18 protein-coding genes are annotated in these 18160 nt (G+C 66.5%); 11 read left to right on the forward strand and 7 right to left on the reverse strand.

From position 1 onward, the window contains the following. Positions 1 to 24 precede the first annotated feature (24 nt). The 3 genes from RT614_RS03150 to RT614_RS03160 are packed head-to-tail and all read left to right on the forward strand — an operon-like array spanning position 25 to position 2395. Positions 25 to 1041: a peptidase U32 family protein gene (locus RT614_RS03150; protein ID WP_313620209.1), complete on the forward strand. Its 1017-nt coding sequence runs from the start codon at positions 25 to 27 to the stop codon at positions 1039 to 1041. After that, positions 1038 to 1931, forward strand: coding sequence for a U32 family peptidase (locus RT614_RS03155; protein ID WP_313620653.1), 894 nt, complete (start codon positions 1038 to 1040; stop codon positions 1929 to 1931). The genes RT614_RS03150 and RT614_RS03155 overlap by 4 nt, the downstream gene beginning before the upstream one ends. Continuing rightward, positions 1928 to 2395: an SCP2 sterol-binding domain-containing protein gene (locus tag RT614_RS03160; RefSeq protein ID WP_313620211.1), complete on the forward strand. Its 468-nt coding sequence runs from the start codon at positions 1928 to 1930 to the stop codon at positions 2393 to 2395. Before RT614_RS03155 ends, RT614_RS03160 begins: the two co-directional genes overlap by 4 nt. A gap of 14 nt (positions 2396 to 2409) precedes the next feature. Here the strand turns inward: RT614_RS03160 and RT614_RS03165 are convergent, their stop codons facing one another. Further along, a complete protein-coding gene (locus RT614_RS03165) occupies positions 2410 to 4572 on the reverse strand; it encodes an ABC transporter permease subunit (RefSeq protein WP_313620212.1) in 2163 nt (720 codons plus the stop codon). 79 nt (positions 4573 to 4651) lie between these two features. After that, positions 4652 to 5671: an amino acid ABC transporter substrate-binding protein gene (locus RT614_RS03170; protein WP_313620213.1), complete on the reverse strand. Its 1020-nt coding sequence runs from the start codon at positions 5669 to 5671 to the stop codon at positions 4652 to 4654. A 169-nt stretch (positions 5672 to 5840) separates the two neighbouring features. Here RT614_RS03170 and RT614_RS03175 point away from each other — a divergent pair, with 169 nt between their 5' ends. Both RT614_RS03175 and RT614_RS03180 read left to right on the forward strand, forming a co-directional pair. Continuing rightward, positions 5841 to 6980: an aminotransferase class V-fold PLP-dependent enzyme gene (locus RT614_RS03175; RefSeq protein ID WP_313620214.1), complete on the forward strand. Its 1140-nt coding sequence runs from the start codon at positions 5841 to 5843 to the stop codon at positions 6978 to 6980. Between the two features lie 36 nt (positions 6981 to 7016). After that, on the forward strand, positions 7017 to 8312 hold the full coding sequence (locus RT614_RS03180) for an O-acetylhomoserine aminocarboxypropyltransferase/cysteine synthase family protein (RefSeq protein WP_313620216.1): 1296 nt from the start codon (positions 7017 to 7019) through the stop codon (positions 8310 to 8312). 38 nt (positions 8313 to 8350) lie between these two features. Here the strand turns inward: RT614_RS03180 and RT614_RS03185 are convergent, their stop codons facing one another. Beyond that, positions 8351 to 8812: a surface-adhesin E family protein gene (locus RT614_RS03185; RefSeq protein WP_313620217.1), complete on the reverse strand. Its 462-nt coding sequence runs from the start codon at positions 8810 to 8812 to the stop codon at positions 8351 to 8353. A 159-nt stretch (positions 8813 to 8971) separates the two neighbouring features. On the opposite strand from RT614_RS03185, the gene RT614_RS03190 reads away from it, so the two are divergent. Continuing rightward, positions 8972 to 10378, forward strand: a complete 1407-nt coding sequence (locus RT614_RS03190) for a hypothetical protein (protein ID WP_313620219.1) — start codon at positions 8972 to 8974, stop codon at positions 10376 to 10378. A gap of 30 nt (positions 10379 to 10408) precedes the next feature. On the opposite strand, the gene RT614_RS03195 is transcribed toward RT614_RS03190, so the two are convergent. Next, positions 10409 to 11098, reverse strand: coding sequence for a GntR family transcriptional regulator (locus RT614_RS03195; protein WP_313620655.1), 690 nt, complete (start codon positions 11096 to 11098; stop codon positions 10409 to 10411). Positions 11099 to 11230: 132 nt separating this feature from the next. Here RT614_RS03195 and araD point away from each other — a divergent pair, with 132 nt between their 5' ends. The 3 genes from araD (at position 11231) to RT614_RS03210 (ending at position 14775) form a co-directional block, all read left to right on the forward strand. After that, positions 11231 to 12961 (forward strand): L-arabinonate dehydratase, encoded by a 1731-nt coding sequence (gene araD, locus RT614_RS03200; protein WP_313620220.1) that lies wholly within the window; start codon positions 11231 to 11233, stop codon positions 12959 to 12961. Positions 12962 to 13011: 50 nt separating this feature from the next. Beyond that, on the forward strand, positions 13012 to 13722 hold the full coding sequence (locus tag RT614_RS03205) for a ribonuclease activity regulator RraA (protein ID WP_313620656.1): 711 nt from the start codon (positions 13012 to 13014) through the stop codon (positions 13720 to 13722). 63 nt (positions 13723 to 13785) lie between these two features. Beyond that, on the forward strand, positions 13786 to 14775 hold the full coding sequence (locus RT614_RS03210) for a tripartite tricarboxylate transporter substrate binding protein (RefSeq protein WP_313620221.1): 990 nt from the start codon (positions 13786 to 13788) through the stop codon (positions 14773 to 14775). 149 nt (positions 14776 to 14924) lie between these two features. On the opposite strand, the gene RT614_RS03215 is transcribed toward RT614_RS03210, so the two are convergent. Further along, positions 14925 to 15341, reverse strand: coding sequence for a VOC family protein (locus RT614_RS03215; protein WP_313620222.1), 417 nt, complete (start codon positions 15339 to 15341; stop codon positions 14925 to 14927). Further along, positions 15338 to 15850, reverse strand: a complete 513-nt coding sequence (locus RT614_RS03220; protein WP_313620223.1) for an AraC family transcriptional regulator — start codon at positions 15848 to 15850, stop codon at positions 15338 to 15340. The genes RT614_RS03215 and RT614_RS03220 overlap by 4 nt, the downstream gene beginning before the upstream one ends. 105 nt (positions 15851 to 15955) lie before the next feature. On the opposite strand from RT614_RS03220, the gene RT614_RS03225 reads away from it, so the two are divergent. Together RT614_RS03225 and RT614_RS03230 are read left to right on the forward strand one after the other, a co-directional pair. Continuing rightward, positions 15956 to 16765 carry a methyltransferase domain-containing protein gene (locus RT614_RS03225; protein ID WP_313620224.1) on the forward strand — a complete coding sequence of 270 codons (810 nt, stop codon included), beginning with the start codon at positions 15956 to 15958 and terminating at the stop codon, positions 16763 to 16765. A 61-nt stretch (positions 16766 to 16826) separates the two neighbouring features. Beyond that, on the forward strand, positions 16827 to 17780 hold the full coding sequence (locus RT614_RS03230) for a cation transporter (RefSeq protein WP_313620225.1): 954 nt from the start codon (positions 16827 to 16829) through the stop codon (positions 17778 to 17780). 36 nt (positions 17781 to 17816) lie between these two features. On the opposite strand, the gene RT614_RS03235 is transcribed toward RT614_RS03230, so the two are convergent. Beyond that, positions 17817 to 18158, reverse strand: a complete 342-nt coding sequence (locus tag RT614_RS03235) for a hypothetical protein (protein ID WP_313620227.1) — start codon at positions 18156 to 18158, stop codon at positions 17817 to 17819. Between the last annotated feature and the right edge of the window lie 2 nt (positions 18159 to 18160).

Below are 18160 nucleotides of genomic sequence, written 5' to 3' on the forward strand. Positions count from 1 at the left end.
CGGGCGGCTCATAGACTGGCCGTCATGCAAACTCGAACCTCTCCCATCGAGCTCGTGGCCCCGGCGGGCAGCCTTGCCGCCCTGAAAGCAGCAATAGAAGCCGGCGCCGACACCGTCTATCTCGGGCTCAAGAACGCCACCAACGCCCGCAATTTCGCGGGACTCAATTTCACCGAAGCAGACATCCGCGCAGGCGTGGAACTCGCTCACCGCCATAACAGGCACGTGCTCTTCGCCATCAACACGTTCGTGCAGGCGGGCAGAGTGGCGGAATGGCAGGCCGCGGTGGACGCGGCGCATGACCTGGGCGCCGACGCCGTCATCATGGCCGATCCCGGCCTTCTGGCTTATGCCAGTGATCGCTACCCCGATCTGCGTTTGCACCTGTCGGTGCAAGGATCAGCCACCCACGCGGACGCCATCGAACTGATGAAGGAACAGTTCGGCATCAAGCGCGTGGTGCTGCCGCGCGTGCTGACCCTGAACGAAGTCGCCCGCATCTGCGCCAACGTCAGCGTCGAAGTCGAAGTGTTTGGCTTCGGCAGCCTGTGCGTCATGGCCGAAGGGCGCTGCCTGCTGTCCTCGTACGCCACCGGCGATTCCCCCAACAACAAGGGCGTCTGTTCGCCCGCGCACGCCGTGCGCTGGGATGAAAAAGACGGCCGCATGGACGCGCGCCTGTCCGGCATTCTCATCGACCGCTACGAACCCGGCGAGCCCGCCGCGTATCCCACGCTGTGCAAGGGCCGCTTCGAAGTCGATGGCCAGGCCGACCACGCGCTGGAAGAGCCCACCAGCCTGAACGCCATCGGCCTTTTGCCCCGCCTGGCCGAAATGGGCGTGTCCGCGATCAAGATCGAAGGACGCCAGCGCAGTCCGGCGTACGTCGCCCAGGTGGTGGCCACCTTGCGCGCTGCCCTGGACAGCGTGCACGCGGATGCCGCGCGCTTTTCTCCGCGCCCCGAATGGAACGCCATGCTGGCGCGCCATGCCGAGGGTTCCCAAGTCACTCAAGGCGCTTTCGAACGTCCATGGAAATGACCCCCATCCCATTCCAGATCTCAGTCGGCCCCTTGCTGTATTACTGGCCGCGCCAGCGCACGATGGATTTTTACGCGTCCCTGGCGGAAAGCCCGGCGGACATCATCTACGTGGGCGAAACGGTCTGTAGCCGCCGCCATGAACTGCGCGCCGACGACTGGCTAGAGCTTGCCCGCGACCTCAGCGCCATGGGCAAGACGGTCGTGCTGTCCGGCCGCACATTGATAGAAACAGGCGCCGAAGCCAGCGCCTTGAAAAAGCTGTGCGAACAGCAAGACTTCATGGTCGAAGCCGGCGAACTGGGCGCGGTGCGCCACCTGAGCGGCCGCTGCTTCGTGGCCGGGCCCCACATCAATGCGTACCACGGCGGCACGCTGGCCTGGCTGGCAAGCCGGGGCGCCGCCCGATTCGTGGCGCCCCTGGAAATGGACGGCGCCACGCTGTCCCGCTTGCTGCGTGAGCGCCCCGCCGGCATGCAGGCCGAAGTCATGGTGTGGGGCAGGATGGCATTGGCCTTCTCCGCGCGCTGCTTCACCGCGCGGCACTTCCGCCTGAAGAAGGACGACTGCGGCTTCCGTTGCATCGAGCATCCGGACGGCCTGGACATGCGCACGCGCGAATCGCGCGAGTTCCTGGGCATCAACGGCATTCAGGTGCAATCGGCCGCCTGCCTGGACTTGCTGGCCGAAGCGCGCGAGCTGGCCACGATGGGGGTCGAGGTGCTGCGCGTCAGCCCGCAATCTTCGGGCACACTTGAAGCCATTGCCGCGCTGGACGCCACGCGCCGCGGGGCCAAGCCCGACGCCGTCTCGCCGCCCGAAGGCATCGGCCGTTGCAACGGCTATTACTACGGACAGGCCGGCATCGGCCTCCAGGAGGCCGCCGCATGAGCGCCGCTCTGAATCTTCCTCCGATGCTCGCCAAACTTGGCCGCCGCGTGCCGACGCCATTTGTTTCGCTGCACTTCGTTGCCGGATTGGAACTGGCGCGACGCCTCAAGTGGCTTGAGCCGCCCCAGGAGCTGGATGGACGAAGCTTTGCGATCACCGTTGAAGATCTGGGACTGCGCAGCAGCTTCTTGGTGAAAAACGGCGCCTTCCGCCCGCTCTGGAACAGCGGTAGGGAAGGCGGGGCAGCCGAACTCGAGCTTGGCGCAAAGCTGGCGGATTTCCTGGCGCTGATGCGCGCCGAAACCGACGCCGATACCCTGTTCTTCCAGCGCCGCTTGCGGATATCGGGCGACACGGAACTGGGCCTGATCGTCAAGAACTGGCTTGACGCGTCGCCCCGGCCCGCCTGGCTGCAGCGCTTGAGCAGCGGTCTAAATGGCGGGGTGGGACGCGGGATGGGTTGACCTTCCATCCAACCTTATGCGCGCCGGCCTTCCATGCGGCGCGCGACGCGCGACAGCGCAAGGCTGGCGGCCATGTACAACAGCGCCACGGCTAAATAGATCTCAACGTGGTACGGCCGCCAGGCCGTGCCGGCCACCACGGCCTTGGCGGCGCCCAGCACGTCGAACACGCCGATGATGCTGACCAACGACGTGTCCTTGACGGCGCCCACGAACACGCCAAGCGCGGCAGGCGCGGCAATGCGGCGGGCCTGTGGCCAGATGACGCAGGCGTAGGCAAGGGCAGGCGGCATCCCGAGGGCGCGCGCGGCCATCATCTGCCCCGGCGGGATGGCCTGCAGCGCGCCGCGCAGCACTTCCGCCAGGAGGCATGCCGTATGCAAGGTCAGTGCTGCCAACGCCATGCTGAACTTGGACACGCCGCCGCCCAGCAGGATGGGCAGGACGAAGGACGCGAACAGAAGCTGCGTTACGAGTGGGACGCCGCGCACCGCTTCGATCAGGCCTGCCGCCGCCAGCGAACCGGCGCGGCTGGAAGAGCGGCGCAGCAGCGCAAGCGCGAACGCCAATGGAACGGCGGCAGCGAGGGCGGCGATCGCCAGGATCAGCGTCACCAGTAAACCGCCCCAGCGTTGCGGGCCGATGACCGCGCCGCCCCAGGGCCAGCCGGACAGCGCGGCGACCGTGATGGCAAGAAGGCCGGCAACCAAGGCGGCCCGCGTGCGCGGCTGCGCGCGCCAGGCGCCCAGCACCACCGCGATGCCCGCCACAAGACTCACGCACGCGATCAGGGCGGGCCCTCGGTCTGCCTGGGCCATGGCGCCGAAGAAGAGCAGCGGCAGGTTTTCGCCGACCGCGGCCCAGCAGGCCCCCGCCACATCGGCGCAGGCCGCCGGATCTCCTTGCCACACCGCACGTATCACGGCCCAGTCCAGCAGCATCCATGCCACGACCGCAAGCAGCAGGGTCAAGACGGCCGATAGCAGTTTGGCGCGCCAAGGGCGCGCGTCGTGACCCGCCGCATTCCACAACGCCCGATCACCCAGGCGCGCGCCGTGGGTGTCTCCCGGGCCATGCCGGGCATGGCGCGCATTCCATGCGGACAGGCCGCCGCCCAGGCATAGCGCCAACGTCAGGTAGACGGCCACCGCCAGCGCAATGCCCTCGAGCGCCAGGCCTGTCTGGGTGATGGCCGTGTTGATGACGGCCATCAGTTCCTGGTAGCCAATCGCGATCGCCAGCGTGCTGTTTTTGACCAGCGCCAGGCACTGATTGGCATAGGGAGGCAAGGCGACGCGCATGGCGTAGGGCGCGATCACCAGGCGCAGCACTTTACCGGGCGTGAGGCCCATCGCCTGTCCTGCCTCGACGAGACCGACGGGCACCGCGCGTAAGGCGGCGCGAACGATGTCGGCGATGTAGGCCGCATGAAAGACGACCAGGCCGATGGTCAGCGCCGCAAATTCAATGCTGGGTTGCCAGCCGCCCTGCAAGCCAAGGCCGCGCTTGATGGGCAGATCGACCTGCACGGCGGGCAGCACCGTCCAGGCAAGCGCGGCGACCGCAAGCGCTACGGCGGGCGCCGCATTGCCGAAGCGGCGGCGGGCACGCCAACCCATTACCAGCGCGGCTACCGCCACCGCGGCATAAGGCAGCCAGCCATGCAGGGCCGGCAAGGCCAGCCCGCGGTTGGACAGCAGCACGGACGGCAGCGGCGACCATGCCTGCCGCATGTCGGGCAGACGCAGCATCAGGCCATACCAGACGAAGAGCTGGAGCAGCACGGGCGTGTTGCGCAACGGCGCGATGACCAGCGCCGCGCACCGGGCCGCCAGCACATTGGAAGACAGTCCCACCAACCCCAGGACGATGCCCAGCGCGGTGGCAAGCGGAATCGCCACGAACGCGACGGTCAGCGTGTTGACCAGGCCCGCCGCAATCGACATCCAGTATGGGTCTTCGGGCGTGACATTGAGCAGGCTTTCCGAAATGCGAAAGCCCGCTGGGTGGAACAGAAAGTCGAACCCGCCCTGGATGCCGCGCGCGGCCTGGACGGATTCGACGTGCAGCACCAGGATCGTGGCCATGCCGCCCAGGGCAAGCGCCCATGCCAGTGTGGGCAGCCAGCGGCGCCACAGGCCTGTGGGCGGGAAGGGTAGGGTCGTTGCAGTCATCATGGGGTGGCGCCAGAAACTCACGGGCAAGAAGCGAAAAAGGCGGGCCGATGGCCCGCCCGTCGCGCTCAGACAAGCTGCATCACTGGAACGGCGGCGAATACAGCAGACCGCCCTGGTTCCATTGCGCGTTCAGTCCGCGTTCCAGCTTGAGCGGCGTGGCCGCGCCCAGGTTGCGATCCCAGACTTCGCCGTAGTTGCCTACCGCCTTGATGGCGTTCTTCGCCCAACCCTCGTCCAGGCCGAAGCTCTTGCCGATGCCGGGGTCCACGCCCAGCAGCCGGCGCACCTGCGCGTCCGTGCTTTGCGTCTGGCTGTCGGCGTTCTTGGACGTGATGCCCAGTTCCTCGGCGGCGACCAGCGCATTGACGGTCCAGCGCACGATGGCGGTCCAGTTGGCATCGTCCTGGCGCACGAAGGGGCCCAGCGGCGACTTGTTGATGCGTTCCGGCAGGATCACGAAATCGTCGGGCTGGCTGGCGCGGGCGGCGCGGCTGGCCGCCAGCGTGGACGCGTCCGACAGATAGACGTCGCAGCGACCGGCATAGAAGGCCTGTTCCAGTTCCACCAGGTTTTCGATGACGACAGGCCGGTAGCTGAGCTTGTTCTTCTTGAAGTAGTCGACCAGGTTCTGCTCATTGACCGTGCCCGGCTGCACGCACACCTGCGCGCCGTCCAGTTCCGTGGCGCTCTTCACGCCCAGTTTGCGCGGCACGAGGAAGCCCTGGCCGTCATAGAACACGATGCCCGCCGACACGATGCCAAGTCCCGCGTCACGGCCCGACGTGATGGTGGTGTTGCGGTTGAGCACGTCGATCTCGCCGGACTGCAACGCCGGAAAGCGCTGTTGCGAGCTGAGCGGCACGAAACGCGTCTTGTCGGGATCGCCCAGCACGGCCGCGGCCAGCGCGCGGCACAGGTCCGCGTCCAGGCCGGTCCAGCGGCCTTGCTTGTCGGCGATCGACAGGCCCGCGGAGCCCTGGCTGACGCCGCACACCAGTTCACCGCGCTTCTTGATGGTGTCGACCGTGCCGGCGTGCGCCACGCTGGCGGACAGCGCAACGGCCACGCCCGCGGCCTTGAGTAGATGAGTCAAACGCATGCTGTTCCCGTATTCGTTGTAGGCCAGAAGAGGCACGAATTCTATGGGTCATGCGCGGGTTCACGAGCGACTATATGGTCATATCAATATAAAAACTAAGCCTTATCCAGATAGGCGTCATATACCTAGAATGCCCGCATACCAGATGGTCTGGCGAACAAGGTTGCGCATGAGCTGGCAGGACGAATTCAGGCAGTTTTTTCCCATCACGCGCGAAAAGGCGTACGCCAACATTGCGTACACCAGTCCGCTGTCGCCTCGCGTGTCTGGCGCGGTTGCGGACTTCTTCGATGGCATCACGCATGCGCGCAGCGACAAGCCACAATGGCTGCGCGACGCCGATGCGTTGCGCGTGCGGCTGGCGCGCCTGATCGGCGGAGACGCCCGCCGGCTGGCCTTCACCAAGAACACGACGGAAGGCTTAAATACCGTTGCGCACGGCCTGGCATGGGCGGAAGGCGACAACCTGATCGTCGATGATCAGGAGCATCCCACCAACGCCTTGCCCTGGCTGAATCTGCGCCGCCGCGGCGTGCAGGTGCGCGTGGCGCAGGCGCGCAATCATCGCTATACGGTGGACGATCTGTGGCAGCACGTGGATGCGCGCACTCGCCTGATCGCGGTGTCGTGGGTGCAGTACGGCACGGGCCTGCGCACGGATATCCAGGAGCTCGGCCGACGCTGCGCGGAGCGCGGCATCTGGCTGGTTGTCGACGGTATCCAGGGCGCGGGCCTGCTGCGCGCCAAGGTCGATGAATGGAAGGTCGACGCGTTCGCGTGCGGCGCGCACAAAGGCATGCTGGGGCCGCTGGGCGTGGGCCTGTTGCATGTGTCGCCCAGGCTGCTGGCGGCGCTTGACCCGCTGCACATCGGGCCGTCGGGCGTGACCACATTGGACAAGTCCGGCCTGCAATGGCAGGTGGGCGTGACCGACGAGGGCGATGCGCGCCGGCTCGAGACCGGCAACCTGAACTATCCCGGCATCGCGGGCTGGGCCGGGGCGCTGGACCTGATCGAACAAGCCGGCCCCGAGCGCATCGAACCCTGGGTGCTGGAACTGTCGCAAGCGCTGAGCGACGGGCTGCGCGCGTTGGGCGCGCAGGTGGTGTCGCCGCCCGGCGACGACGCGCGCAGCACGACCACCGCGCTGCGCGTCGCCGACCCTGCGGCTGCGCTGGCCCATTTGGCCAACGAAGGCGTGGTGGCCAGCATCGTGGAGTATGGTTACGTGCGCCTGTCGGTAGGCGCCTATAACAACCATGCAGACATCGAACGCATCCTGCGCGCCGCGCGCGCGTTTGCCGCCTGATCTGGATTTTCAATAACGCATTACCTGGAGAGACGCATGACTGAAGCGAAGAAGCCCAACTGGCGCCTTGAAACCGTGGCCGTTCATGGCGGCTACCGCCCCGATCCCACTACGCGCGCGGTGGCGGTGCCCATCTATCAGACGGTGGCCTACGCGTTCGACGACACGCAGCACGGCGCGGACCTCTTCGACCTGAAGGTCGCGGGCAACATCTACACCCGCATCATGAATCCCACGACCGACGTGCTGGAACAGCGCGTGGCTGCGCTTGAAGGCGGCATCGCCGCGCTGGCGCTGGCGTCGGGTCAGTCGGCCGTCACGTATGCCATCCTGACGATCGCCGAAGCCGGCGACAACATCATTTCGTCCAGCACGCTGTACGGCGGCACCTACAACCTTTTTGCGCATACGCTGCCGCAGTACGGCATCACCACGCGCTTTGCCGATCCGTCCGACCTGGCGGCCTTCGAGGCGCAGATCGACGACCGCACGAAGGCCATCTTCGCCGAGTCCGTCGGCAACCCGCTTGGCAACATCACCGACATCGCCGCGCTGGCCGACCTGGCGCATCGCCACGGCCTGCCGCTGATCGTCGACAACACCGTGCCGTCGCCGTATCTGCTGCGCCCCATCGAGCACGGCGCCGACATCGTGGTGCAGTCGCTGACCAAGTACCTGGGCGGCCACGGCACCAGCCTGGGCGGCGCCATCATCGATTCGGGCAAGTTCCCGTGGGCGGAACACAAGGCGCGTTTCAAGCGCCTGAACGAGCCCGATGTCAGCTACCACGGCGTCGTCTACACCGAAGCCTTCGGCCCGGCCGCCTACATCGGCCGCGCGCGCGTGGTGCCGCTGCGCAATACCGGCGCCGCAATCTCGCCGTTCAACTCGTTCCAGATCCTGCAGGGCATCGAAACCCTGGCGCTGCGCGTGGACCGCATCGTGGAGAACGCGGTCAAGGTCGCGAGCTACCTGCGCGAGCATCGCAAGGTGGAGTGGGTGAATTACGCGGGCCTGCCGAATCATCCGGACCACGCGCTGGCCAAGAAGTACCTGGGCGGCAAGGTGCCGGGCCTGTTCACGTTTGGCGTGAAGGGCGGGCGCGAAGCCGGCGCGCGCTTCCAGGACGCGCTGCAGCTCTTCACGCGCCTGGTCAATATCGGCGATTCCAAGTCCTTGGCGACGCATCCGGCGTCGACCACGCACCGTCAGCTGAATGCCGAAGAGTTGCAGAAGGCCGGCGTGCGCGAGGAAACCGTGCGCCTGTCCATTGGCATCGAGCACATCGACGACCTGATCGCCGACCTGGAGCAGGCGCTGGAGCAGGCATAACCAGCGCCAGAGGCAAGCGGCGCCTGGGGTGGCGCCGCCTACTTACGAGCGCTTTTTCCGTTTGCGTCGCAGACCAGGTCCCGAAGCCGTCGTTGCACCGGATCGCGCGTGACGGGCGCGTTGAGGATGCCGGCCACGGGTATCGATTCGACGATCGCGCCCGTGGCGTTATTGCCCGCGTGGTGCCGGACTTCGGTGACGGTGTAGGTGTTGTTGCCGCAGTTCAGCATGATGGGCTGGGTGACCGAGCCGTAGGGCTGCCCGTTGGCCTCGGATACCCGGGGCTGCGCGTAGAACCAGGCGACCGTCACCGCCATCACCGTCGGGCGTTCGGACACTGCCTGAATGGAATTGCTGTCGTAGAACACGCCCGGCATTGCCTGCGGATCCACCGGCACCCAGTTCATGGCTTTGTCGGCGGGGGTTTGCGCCATCGCGCCGCCGCTTGCCCACAAAAACAGGGCCAGGGTGAGTAGGGCGGTGGGAGGCCTTGCGGTCATGGGCGAATTCCGTGGAGTCTGCGAGGAGCTGCGCGTCCGCTGAGACGTGAGCATGCGTTACGCCAGTATAGAGAACCGGGCGCAACGCGCTATAGTTCCGTCCGTTCTATAAACGGCTGGCATTGGGTGCTGGCGTTACGCGCCGGGGTGCCTGGATCGATGACCATCAGACTGCTGGCCGGAGGCCTGGCGATTGCCGTTGCGGCCGTGCTGGCTCGGGGCATCTATCAGATCATCCCGATGGGCGAGCCCCTTTCGCGTAGCGAGATCGTGGGCGAACTCAACGGGCCGGCGCTGGCGTCGTATTCGCGGGTCGCCATCCAGCGGTTTGGCGAGCGCCAGTTGCTCACCGGGCAATTGCTGGTCACGGGCAAGGATGTGGATGGCCTGGCCCAGGCGCCGGTGCTGGATACGCAGGTTCCTGCCCTGAAAGAGCGCCTGCAAAGGCAGCGCATGCAGCTGGCTCAGGCCGGCGCGATTACCGCATTGGCGCATGGTTACGACGATCTTGCCCTGGCCATGCTGCAGACCGGGCGATCCACGACCGATGCGCGCAACCTCATTTATGGGGGACGGGGCACGGGCGTGTTCGAACTGCTGGGATCCATCAGCGGCGACACCGGCGTCACCCTGATTGGCGCCCCGGACGGACAGCCCCTCTATCTTGTCACCAGCACGTTGCGCACCCCTGCCGAAGGCGATCAGCCGGCCGCCTGGGACAGCCTGCGGTCCGACGACCTGGGCGTGACCTGGACCTACGATCCCGACGTCACGCTGGGCGTGCCGCAGCAGCACACTGCATTCCTTACGCGGGACCTGGCCATCGCGCTGGAACGGCACGACGACGGCGTGCGCCTGCTGCATAGCTGCGACGGCGCGCGCCGCTGGGCGGCCACCCGGCTGAAGGAACAGGTATGGCCGGATTCGGCGGCGTTCGAACGCAAGTTCGCCGAAAGGGCGGAAAGGGACCGTAGTACCTATGGCGAGGAACAGCTTGGGTACGGCTGGTCCCTGTACCCGCTGGACGACCGGCGCGCGGTCGGCTGGAGCTGGCGCACGCGGGTCAGGCCGCAGGGTCAGGAGGATCCCGAGGTCATCGAGACCCGGCGCTTCGAGGTCCAGTTCCAGGAAGGCGCATCGCCGGCGTTCCGCATTACGCCGGACGTGCCGCGCGTGCCGGCGCAGGACCCGCAGGCCCTCTTGACGCGGGATCAACGCGTCTTCGAGACGGAGGGCGGCGCCATCTTCGAGCTGGATAAAGTCGATATGGCGTGGCTGGAACGGTCGACGTCGCCCGACGTGCGCGGCGCGCGATCGCGGATCGGTCAGGCCTGGTTCGGCCGCAATGCCTGGGTAATCAGGACCTACGCCCACCACTTGTTTGGGGGTAGCGAGAGCACGAAGACGTATTTCTACACGCGCGACCAGGGACGGACGTGGGTCCCGTTCCAGCTATCGCATGAGCAGGAGCGCGGACTGCTGGGGCTGGACCAGACCGGGGACGGATTGCTGTCGCTGGTCGAACGCGGCGGCAAGACCATCATCCAGCGCTATCCGCTGGACTGAGGCCGCGCAGGTCCGTGGCGGCGCCGGCCGTTAGTCGGCGATGACGTATTCAGGATAGCGCTTGCAGATTTCACTGACCTGGCTGAGTGTGCCGGACAGGTGCTCGCGCAGCACCTGCTGCGCCCGTGCGGGATCTTGCGCGGCGATCGCGTCCAGCAGCCGCTGGTGATCGTCCAGGATGCGTTCGGCCTTGCCGGCTTCCGGCAGGTGCAGGCGGCGCAGGCGATCCAGGTGGCCGCTGTGGCGCTGCGCCATTTCCCACAGGCTGGCGACGCCGGCGGCTTCGTGCATGTCGCGGTGGAACGCCTGATCGGCGTCGATGAACTGCTGGTACTGGCCGTTGGCGTGGCTGGCGCGCTGGAGATCGATGCTGGCTTGCAGGCGCTTCAGCAGCATCGGATCGGGCCGTTGCGCCAGGACATGCACGATTTCCAGTTCCAGCGAGCGGCGCAAAAAGTGGGCCTGCCGGGCGGCGGCGATGTCGATGCGGCTGACCACGGTGGTGTGCTGCGGGTAGATCTCGACCAGCGCTTCTTCGGCCAGGCGGATCAGCGCGTCGCGGATCGGCGTCTGGCTCAGGCCATAGCTGTCGGCCAGCGTCACGCGCGACAACGGCGCACCGGGCGCCAATTCCAGGGAAATGATCTGGAGTCGCAGATGTTCGAATACCTGGGGCGCCGCGTGGCGTGAGCGGTCCAGTCTGAGCTTTGGGCTTTGCATCAAGTGGGGTGTCGAGGTCCGGCCGGCACTGGTGGGACGGAACCCGAAGTGTAGCGGGTTTCCACCTAGCTGACGCACTAATGTATTAGTGTTTAAATGCTCTGACCGTCACCATGCATCCTCTCGCAACCCATGAAACGTACCTACGAAAGCCTGCGCAGCGCTGCCTGGATGGCCAAGGACGATCTGCGTTCCTTCGGCCACCGTTCCCGGATGATGCAAATGGGCTATGGCCCTGATGACTGGGCCGGCCGCCCGGTCATCGCCATCATCAACACCTGGTCCGACTTGAATCCCTGTCACAGCCACTTCAAGCAGCGCGTCGAAGACGTGAAGCGGGGTGTCTTCCAGGCGGGCGGCTTTCCGGTGGAACTGCCCGCCATCTCGGTGTCGGAATCCTTCGTCAAGCCCACCACCATGCTGTACCGCAACTTCCTGGCCATGGAAACCGAGGAGCTGCTGCGCAGCCACCCGGTGGACGGGGCCGTGCTGATGGGCGGGTGCGACAAGACCACGCCCGGCCTCATCATGGGCGCCATCAGCGCCGGCCTGCCGTGCGTGTATGTGCCCGCCGGCCCCATGCTGCGCGGCAACTGGAAAGGCAAGGTCCTGGGTTCCGGATCGGACGCCTGGAAACTCTGGGACGAACGGCGCGCCGGCAAGATCACGCAAGAGCAATGGACCGAGGTGGAAGGCGGCATCGCCCGCAGCTACGGCACCTGCATGACGATGGGCACGGCCAGCACCATGACGGCCATCGCCGAAGCCATCGGCATGACGCTGCCGGGCGCATCGTCCATTCCGGCGGCCGACGTCAACCATATGCGCATGTCGGCCGAATGCGGCCGTCGCGTGGTGGAAATGGTGTGGGAAGACCTGACGCCCCAGCGCATCTTGAGCCTGGCGTCGTTCAAGAACGCCATCAACGTGGCCATGGCGATGGGCTGTTCCACGAACGCCATCATCCACCTGGTTGCGATGTCGCGCCGGGCCGGCTGTGCGGTGGGCCTGGACGACTTCGACGCCGCCAGCCGCAAGGTGCCCGTCATCGCCAACATCCGGCCCAGCGGCGACACCTATCTGATGGAAGACTTCTACTACGCAGGCGGATTGCCGGCGCTGATGTCGCGCCTGCAGGACCACCTGGATCCGTCGGCCATGACCGTTACCGGCAAGACGCTGGGCGAAAACATCGCCGGCGCCGAGGTCTACAACGACGACGTGATCCGCAAGCTGGACACCGCCATCTACGACGAGGGCGCGCTGGCCGTGCTGCGCGGCAATATCGCGCCCGACGGCTGCGTGATCAAGCCCAGCGCCTGCGCCCCGCAGTACCTGCGGCACACCGGGCCGGCGCTGGTGTTCGACGACTATCCCAGCATGAAGGCCGCCGTCGAGGACGAGAACCTGGACGTCACCGCCGACCACATCATGATCCTGCGCAACGCCGGCCCGCAGGGCGGCCCGGGCATGCCGGAGTGGGGCATGCTGCCTATCCCGACCAAGCTTGTTAAGCAGGGCGTGCGCGACATGCTGCGCCTGTCGGACGCCCGCATGAGCGGCACCAGCTATGGCGCATGCATCCTGCACGTGGCCCCCGAAAGTTACGTCGGCGGTCCGCTGGCGCTGGTGAAGACCGGCGACACGATCACCGTGGACGTGCACGCCCGCAGCATCAACCTGAACGTCAGCGACGAAGAACTGGCCGCGCGCCGCGCCGCCTGGACGCCGCCGCCGCGGCGCTATGAACGCGGCTATGGCTGGATGTATTCCAAGCACATCCTGCAGGCCAATGACGGCTGCGATTTCGACTTCCTGGAAACGGAATTCGGCGCGCCCGTGCCCGAGCCCGCCATCTTCTGATCGCCGTTTTCCTTTGCCTATCCAAAGAACCCGGAGCCATCGTGTCCCAAATGAATTCCGAAACCCGCGCCCGGCTGGCCGGCATCAGCACCGCCACCCTGTGCACCGCCTTGTTCAAGCGGGGCCTGCGCAACCAGTTCATCCAGGACGTGCGCCCGCTGAACGCCAACCTGCCCAACATGGTCGGACCCGCCTTCACGCTGCGGTACATCCCCGCGCGTGAAGACCTGAACACCATCAAGGTGTTCGAAGACCGGTCGCATCCCCAGCGCGTCGCCGTGGAAACCTGCCCTGAAGGCGCGGTGCTGGTCATGGACAGCCGCAAGGACGCCCGCGCGGCGTCGGCGGGCTCCATCCTGGTGACGCGCCTGATGAAGCGCGGCGTTGCAGGCGTGGTGACGGATGGCGGGTTTCGGGATTCTCCCGAGATTTCCGAGCTGGGCTTTCCCGCCTATCACCAGCGCCCGTCGGCGCCGACGAACCTGACGCTGCATCAGGCGCTGGACATCAATGCGCCCATCGGCTGCGGCGACGTTGCGGTGTGGCCCGGCGACATCGTCGTGGGCGACCGCGAGGGCGTAGTGGTCATCCCGGCCCATCTGGCCGACGAGATCTCGATCGAGGCCGTCGAAATGACGGCTTTCGAGGACTTCGTGACCAGCCAGGTGCAGGGCGGCGCGTCCATCCTGGGGCTGTATCCGCCGACGGATCCCGCCACCAAGGACAAATTCGCCGCGTGGCGCAAAGAACAGGGCCGTTGAGCCTTGCCGCCGGCGCCGCCGGCGACCCCCACACATACCTATAAAACAAGGCAGGAGACAAACATGAATACGCAACGACGCGGCGCTTGTGCCGCGCTATTGGCCGGCGCTGTGCTGGGCGGACTGGCCTTTCCGGCCAGCGCCGCCGACTGGCCCACGCAGAAACCCATTTCCTACGTCGTGCCGTTCACGGTGGGCGGGTCCACCGACGTGGTGGGCCGCGTGCTGGCCCAGAAGCTGGGCGACCGGCTGCACCAGAACGTCATCGTCGAGAACAAGCCGGGCGCGGCCGGCGGCATCGGCGCGACCTATGTGGCCAAGGCGGCCCCGGACGGCTATACCCTGTTCGGCGGCACCATCAGCACGCACGCCATCAACGCCAGCCTGTACAAGAACCTGAAGTACGACCCTGTCAAGGACTTCGAGCCGGTATCGCTGATCGCCTACCTGCCCAACGTGCTGCTGGTCGATCCCAACCTGGGCGTCAATTCCGTGGCCGACCTGATCGCGCTGCTCAAGCGCGATCCCACCAAGCGCACATTCGCGTCGTCGGGCGCGGGCACGTCCACGCATCTGGCCGGCGAGCTGTTTTCGGGGATGATCGGCGTGCCGCTTACGCACGTGCCGTACAAGGGCACGCCGCCCGCCATGGTGGACGTGTCCTCGGGCGCGGTGACGTTCATGTTCGACCAGATGACGGCCGCCTTGCCGCTGCTGCAAACGGGCAAGCTCAAGCTGCTGGCCGTGACGACCAAGGACCGCATCGCCCTGGCGCCCGACGTGCCCACCATGCAGGAGGCCGGCGTGCCGGGCTTCCAGATGGCGTCGTGGCAGGCGGTGTACGCGCCCAAGGGCACGCCCAAGCCCATCCTGGACAAGCTGGCCGCCGAGATCGCCCAGATAGTCAAAGAGCCCGACGTGCAGGAAAAGCTGGGCAAGACCATGGGCATGGAACTGGTGGGCAGCACGCCCGAACAGTTGCGAGACCTGATGGCCACGGAAATCCCGCGTTGGGCGGAGGTGGTGCAGAAGTCAGGCGCGAAGGTGGAGTAGGGCAGCCGAGGCGGTCATTGGCGACGGTCCCTGAACAGATGTCTTTGAGCGGTCGTCTGGAAGAGAACGTCGTTCAGAGACAGCCCGTCACCGGCTGCGAAAAACCGGGTCGCGGGTGATCCCGCCGCCCGAGCCCGCAAGCGCCGCCGTCAGGCCGCGCCTTTCGGCCCCTGGATCATCTTCCACCCATTGCCGGCCGGATCGCGAAAGCCCGCATCCACGCTGCCGTAGCGATCCACCGGCTCCTGAGTGAACTCCACGCCCAGCGCTTTCAGCCGGGCGTAGCTGGCGCGGCAGTCAGCCACCGACAAGACCAGCGGCGGCATAGCGCCCTTGGCGACCATGGCGCGCAGGGTCTGCGCGGTGGCCTCGTCGTGGACGGGCGGGCCGGGTCTGAACAGGCCAAGCTGAAATGAGGGCTGGTCCGGATGCTGGATGGTCAGCCAGCGGTACGGGCCGTTGCGCACGTCGGTGTGGACGCGGAATCCCAGTTTGTCCACGTAGAACGCCAGCGCCTCGTCCTGGTTTTCCACATAGACGCCCGCCACATTGATGCCTTCGTTCATGATGCCTCCTTGGTTGGTGGCCGCACTGTAGCCTTGCCTTCGCGGCGCCGCTTCTCCAAAACTGCCATGGCAAGATCGGGCCGCATGGCGGCCTTGAGCACGCAGGCGGGGACGGCTGCGTCGGGTGTCTGGTTGCGCGTTTCGCCGCGCATCTCGCCGGGGCTTGCGCCGGTCACGTCGCGAAAAACCCGGCCGAAGGTGCCCAGGCTTTCCCAGCCGGTCGCAAAAGCGATATCCGTGATGCCCAGGTCGGTTTCGCGCAGCAGGGCGATGGCGCGTTCGATGCGCCGCGTCAGCAGATAGCGATGGGGCGGCAGGCCAAAGGCGCGCTTGAAGGAACGGGCGAAGTACGCCTGGGAGACGCCGCTGATTTCGGCCAGGCGGCTCACCGGCCAGGCCTCGTGAGACGCGGCGTCCATGCGGTCCTTGGCGCGCAGCAGGCGGCGCAGCAGCGCGACGTCCTGCAAAGCGCCTGGCGGTTGGGCGTCCTGGTTGTCGCAGTACGACATGGTCAAGGAGAAAGGGGGAATTGCGGCTAGTGTAGGCGACCAGCCGCGGCCGGCGCTAAGCTATTGACAGGACCTGGCTAGCAGGCGATTTCAAGGAGAGTCCCCATGGCTGAGAGCGACAAAGTGTTCGCGGGCTCGATTCCCAAGCTCTATGACACGCTGATGGTTCCTTTGATCTTCCAGGCCTATGCCGACGTCATGGCCGAACGGGTTGCGGGATTCTCGCCCGGCGCGGTGCTGGAAACCGCGGCGGGCAGCGGCGCGGTGGCGCGCGCGCTTGCGCCCAGGCTGGACCCCGATGCGCGCTACGTCGCGACGGATCTGAACCAGCCGATGCTGGATTACGCCGCCCGCCGCCAGGGACCGGGCTGCCGCGTCGAATGGCGATGGGCGGACGCGTTGGATTTGCCGTTCGAGACCGACTCCTTCGACGTCGTGTGCTGTCAGTTCGGCGCCATGTTCTTTTCCGACCGCGTCGCCGGCTATCTGGAGGCGCGCCGCGTCCTCAAGCCGGGCGGGCGCTTTGTGTTCAGCGTGTGGGACCGCATCGAAGAGAACGAATTTGCCGAAGACGTCACCAATGCGCTGGCCACGGTGTTTCCGCGGGATCCGCCGCGGTTCCTGGCCCGCACGCCGCACGGCTATCACGACGTCTCGCGCATACGCGAAGACCTGCGCCGGGCGGGCTTTGCCGACGTAGAGATCGAGACTCGCGAGGAAACCAGCCGAGCGGCGACGCCCGATGACGCCGCGGCTGCCTACTGCCAGGGCACGCCGCTGCGCAATGAGATCGAGGCGCGCGAGGCCGGCATGCTGCAGCGCGCCACGCATTGCGCCGCCCAGGCCATTGCCCGGCGGCACGGGGCCGGGCCCGTGGCCGGCAAGATCCAGGCGCACATGATCGTGGCGAAGTAAGCAACGTCCGGCAGCCGCGCCTTTGTTATCGTGTCGCCAGGGCTGGCCCTTTGGATTCGACATGACTACACGCACGGCATGGTTCGATCTGCGCTCGGAGCAGGGCGTCTTGAGGATTTCCATCGCGGTCACGCTCTGCATCGCCGCCATCGGAATCGGGTTCGGCGTGGCATCGGGCTCGTTCTCGATCGTGTTCGACGGCGTGTATTCGCTGGTGGACGCCAGCATGAGCGCGCTCTCCCTGGTGGTCGTAAGGCTGATCACGTCGTACGCCATGGCCAGGCAGTTGCCCCGCAAGCTCCGCGACCGATTCACGATGGGGTTCTGGCACCTGGAGCCCATGGTGCTGGCGCTCAACGGCATCCTGTTGAGCGGCGTGGCGATCTATGCGCTGATCAACGCGGTCAGCAGCTTGCTGCAAGGCGGCCGCGAACTGGAATTCGGGTTGGCGCTGATCTATGCCGTGCTGACCCTGAGCGCCTGCGTGGCCATCGCGATTGCCGAGGCGCGCGCCAACCGGCGAATCCGATCCGCCTTCCTGCACATGGACCTGAAGGGTTGGATCATGTCGGCCAGCATTACGGCCGCGCTGCTGGTGGCCTTTTGCATCGGCATCGCGGTGCAGGGCACGACGTGGGAGTGGATCTCGCCCTACATCGACCCGGCCGTGCTGGCGGTGGTGTGCGTGGTGATCATCCCCTTGCCGCTGTCGGTGATCCGGCAGGCGCTGTCCGAGATGCTGCTGGTGACGCCGGCGGACCTGAAGCATCACGTGGACACGGTGGCGCAGACCTTTGTCGACCGCCACGGATTTGAGTCTTATCGCGCCTATGTGGCCAGGGTAGGCCGGTCGCACGAGATCGAGCTTAATTTCATCGTGCCGCCCGACATGCCGGCGCGCGCCATCGCGGTATGGGACCGGCTGCGAGACGAAATCGGCGTCGCGCTGGGCGCCGACAGCCCGGACCGATGGTTGACGATCGTCTTCACCGGGGACACCGAATGGGCTGAATAGGGCGGCCGACGCGACGCAATGCGGAATCGGCGCGGCTCAGTGGCAGGACGGCATCAGGAAGACGGGCAGCGTTTCCCACACGACGGCCAGTGCAGACAGCGCGCAGAGCGCCGCGGTGAGCCAGGCGCGAAACGGGAGGGCGCCGCTTGCACGCACGCGCTCGTGCTGGCGCCAGGCCGCCATTGCCATCCCGCCCAACGCCAGCACGCCGCCGGCGACGATCACCCACGACGATGCGGGCAATCCCAGCCACGGGCCCGTCAGCCCTGGCCGCGCGCAGGCGATGGCGTTGACCGTATAGATGAACAGGAAATGCACCAGCCATATGCCCGGGCCGGCGATGAGGAACAGCAGTTCGATTCCGAAGGGCGCTCTCATGC

It is taken from the genome of Achromobacter sp., assembly GCF_032102605.1.
Classification (GTDB): domain Bacteria; phylum Pseudomonadota; class Gammaproteobacteria; order Burkholderiales; family Burkholderiaceae_B; genus Achromobacter.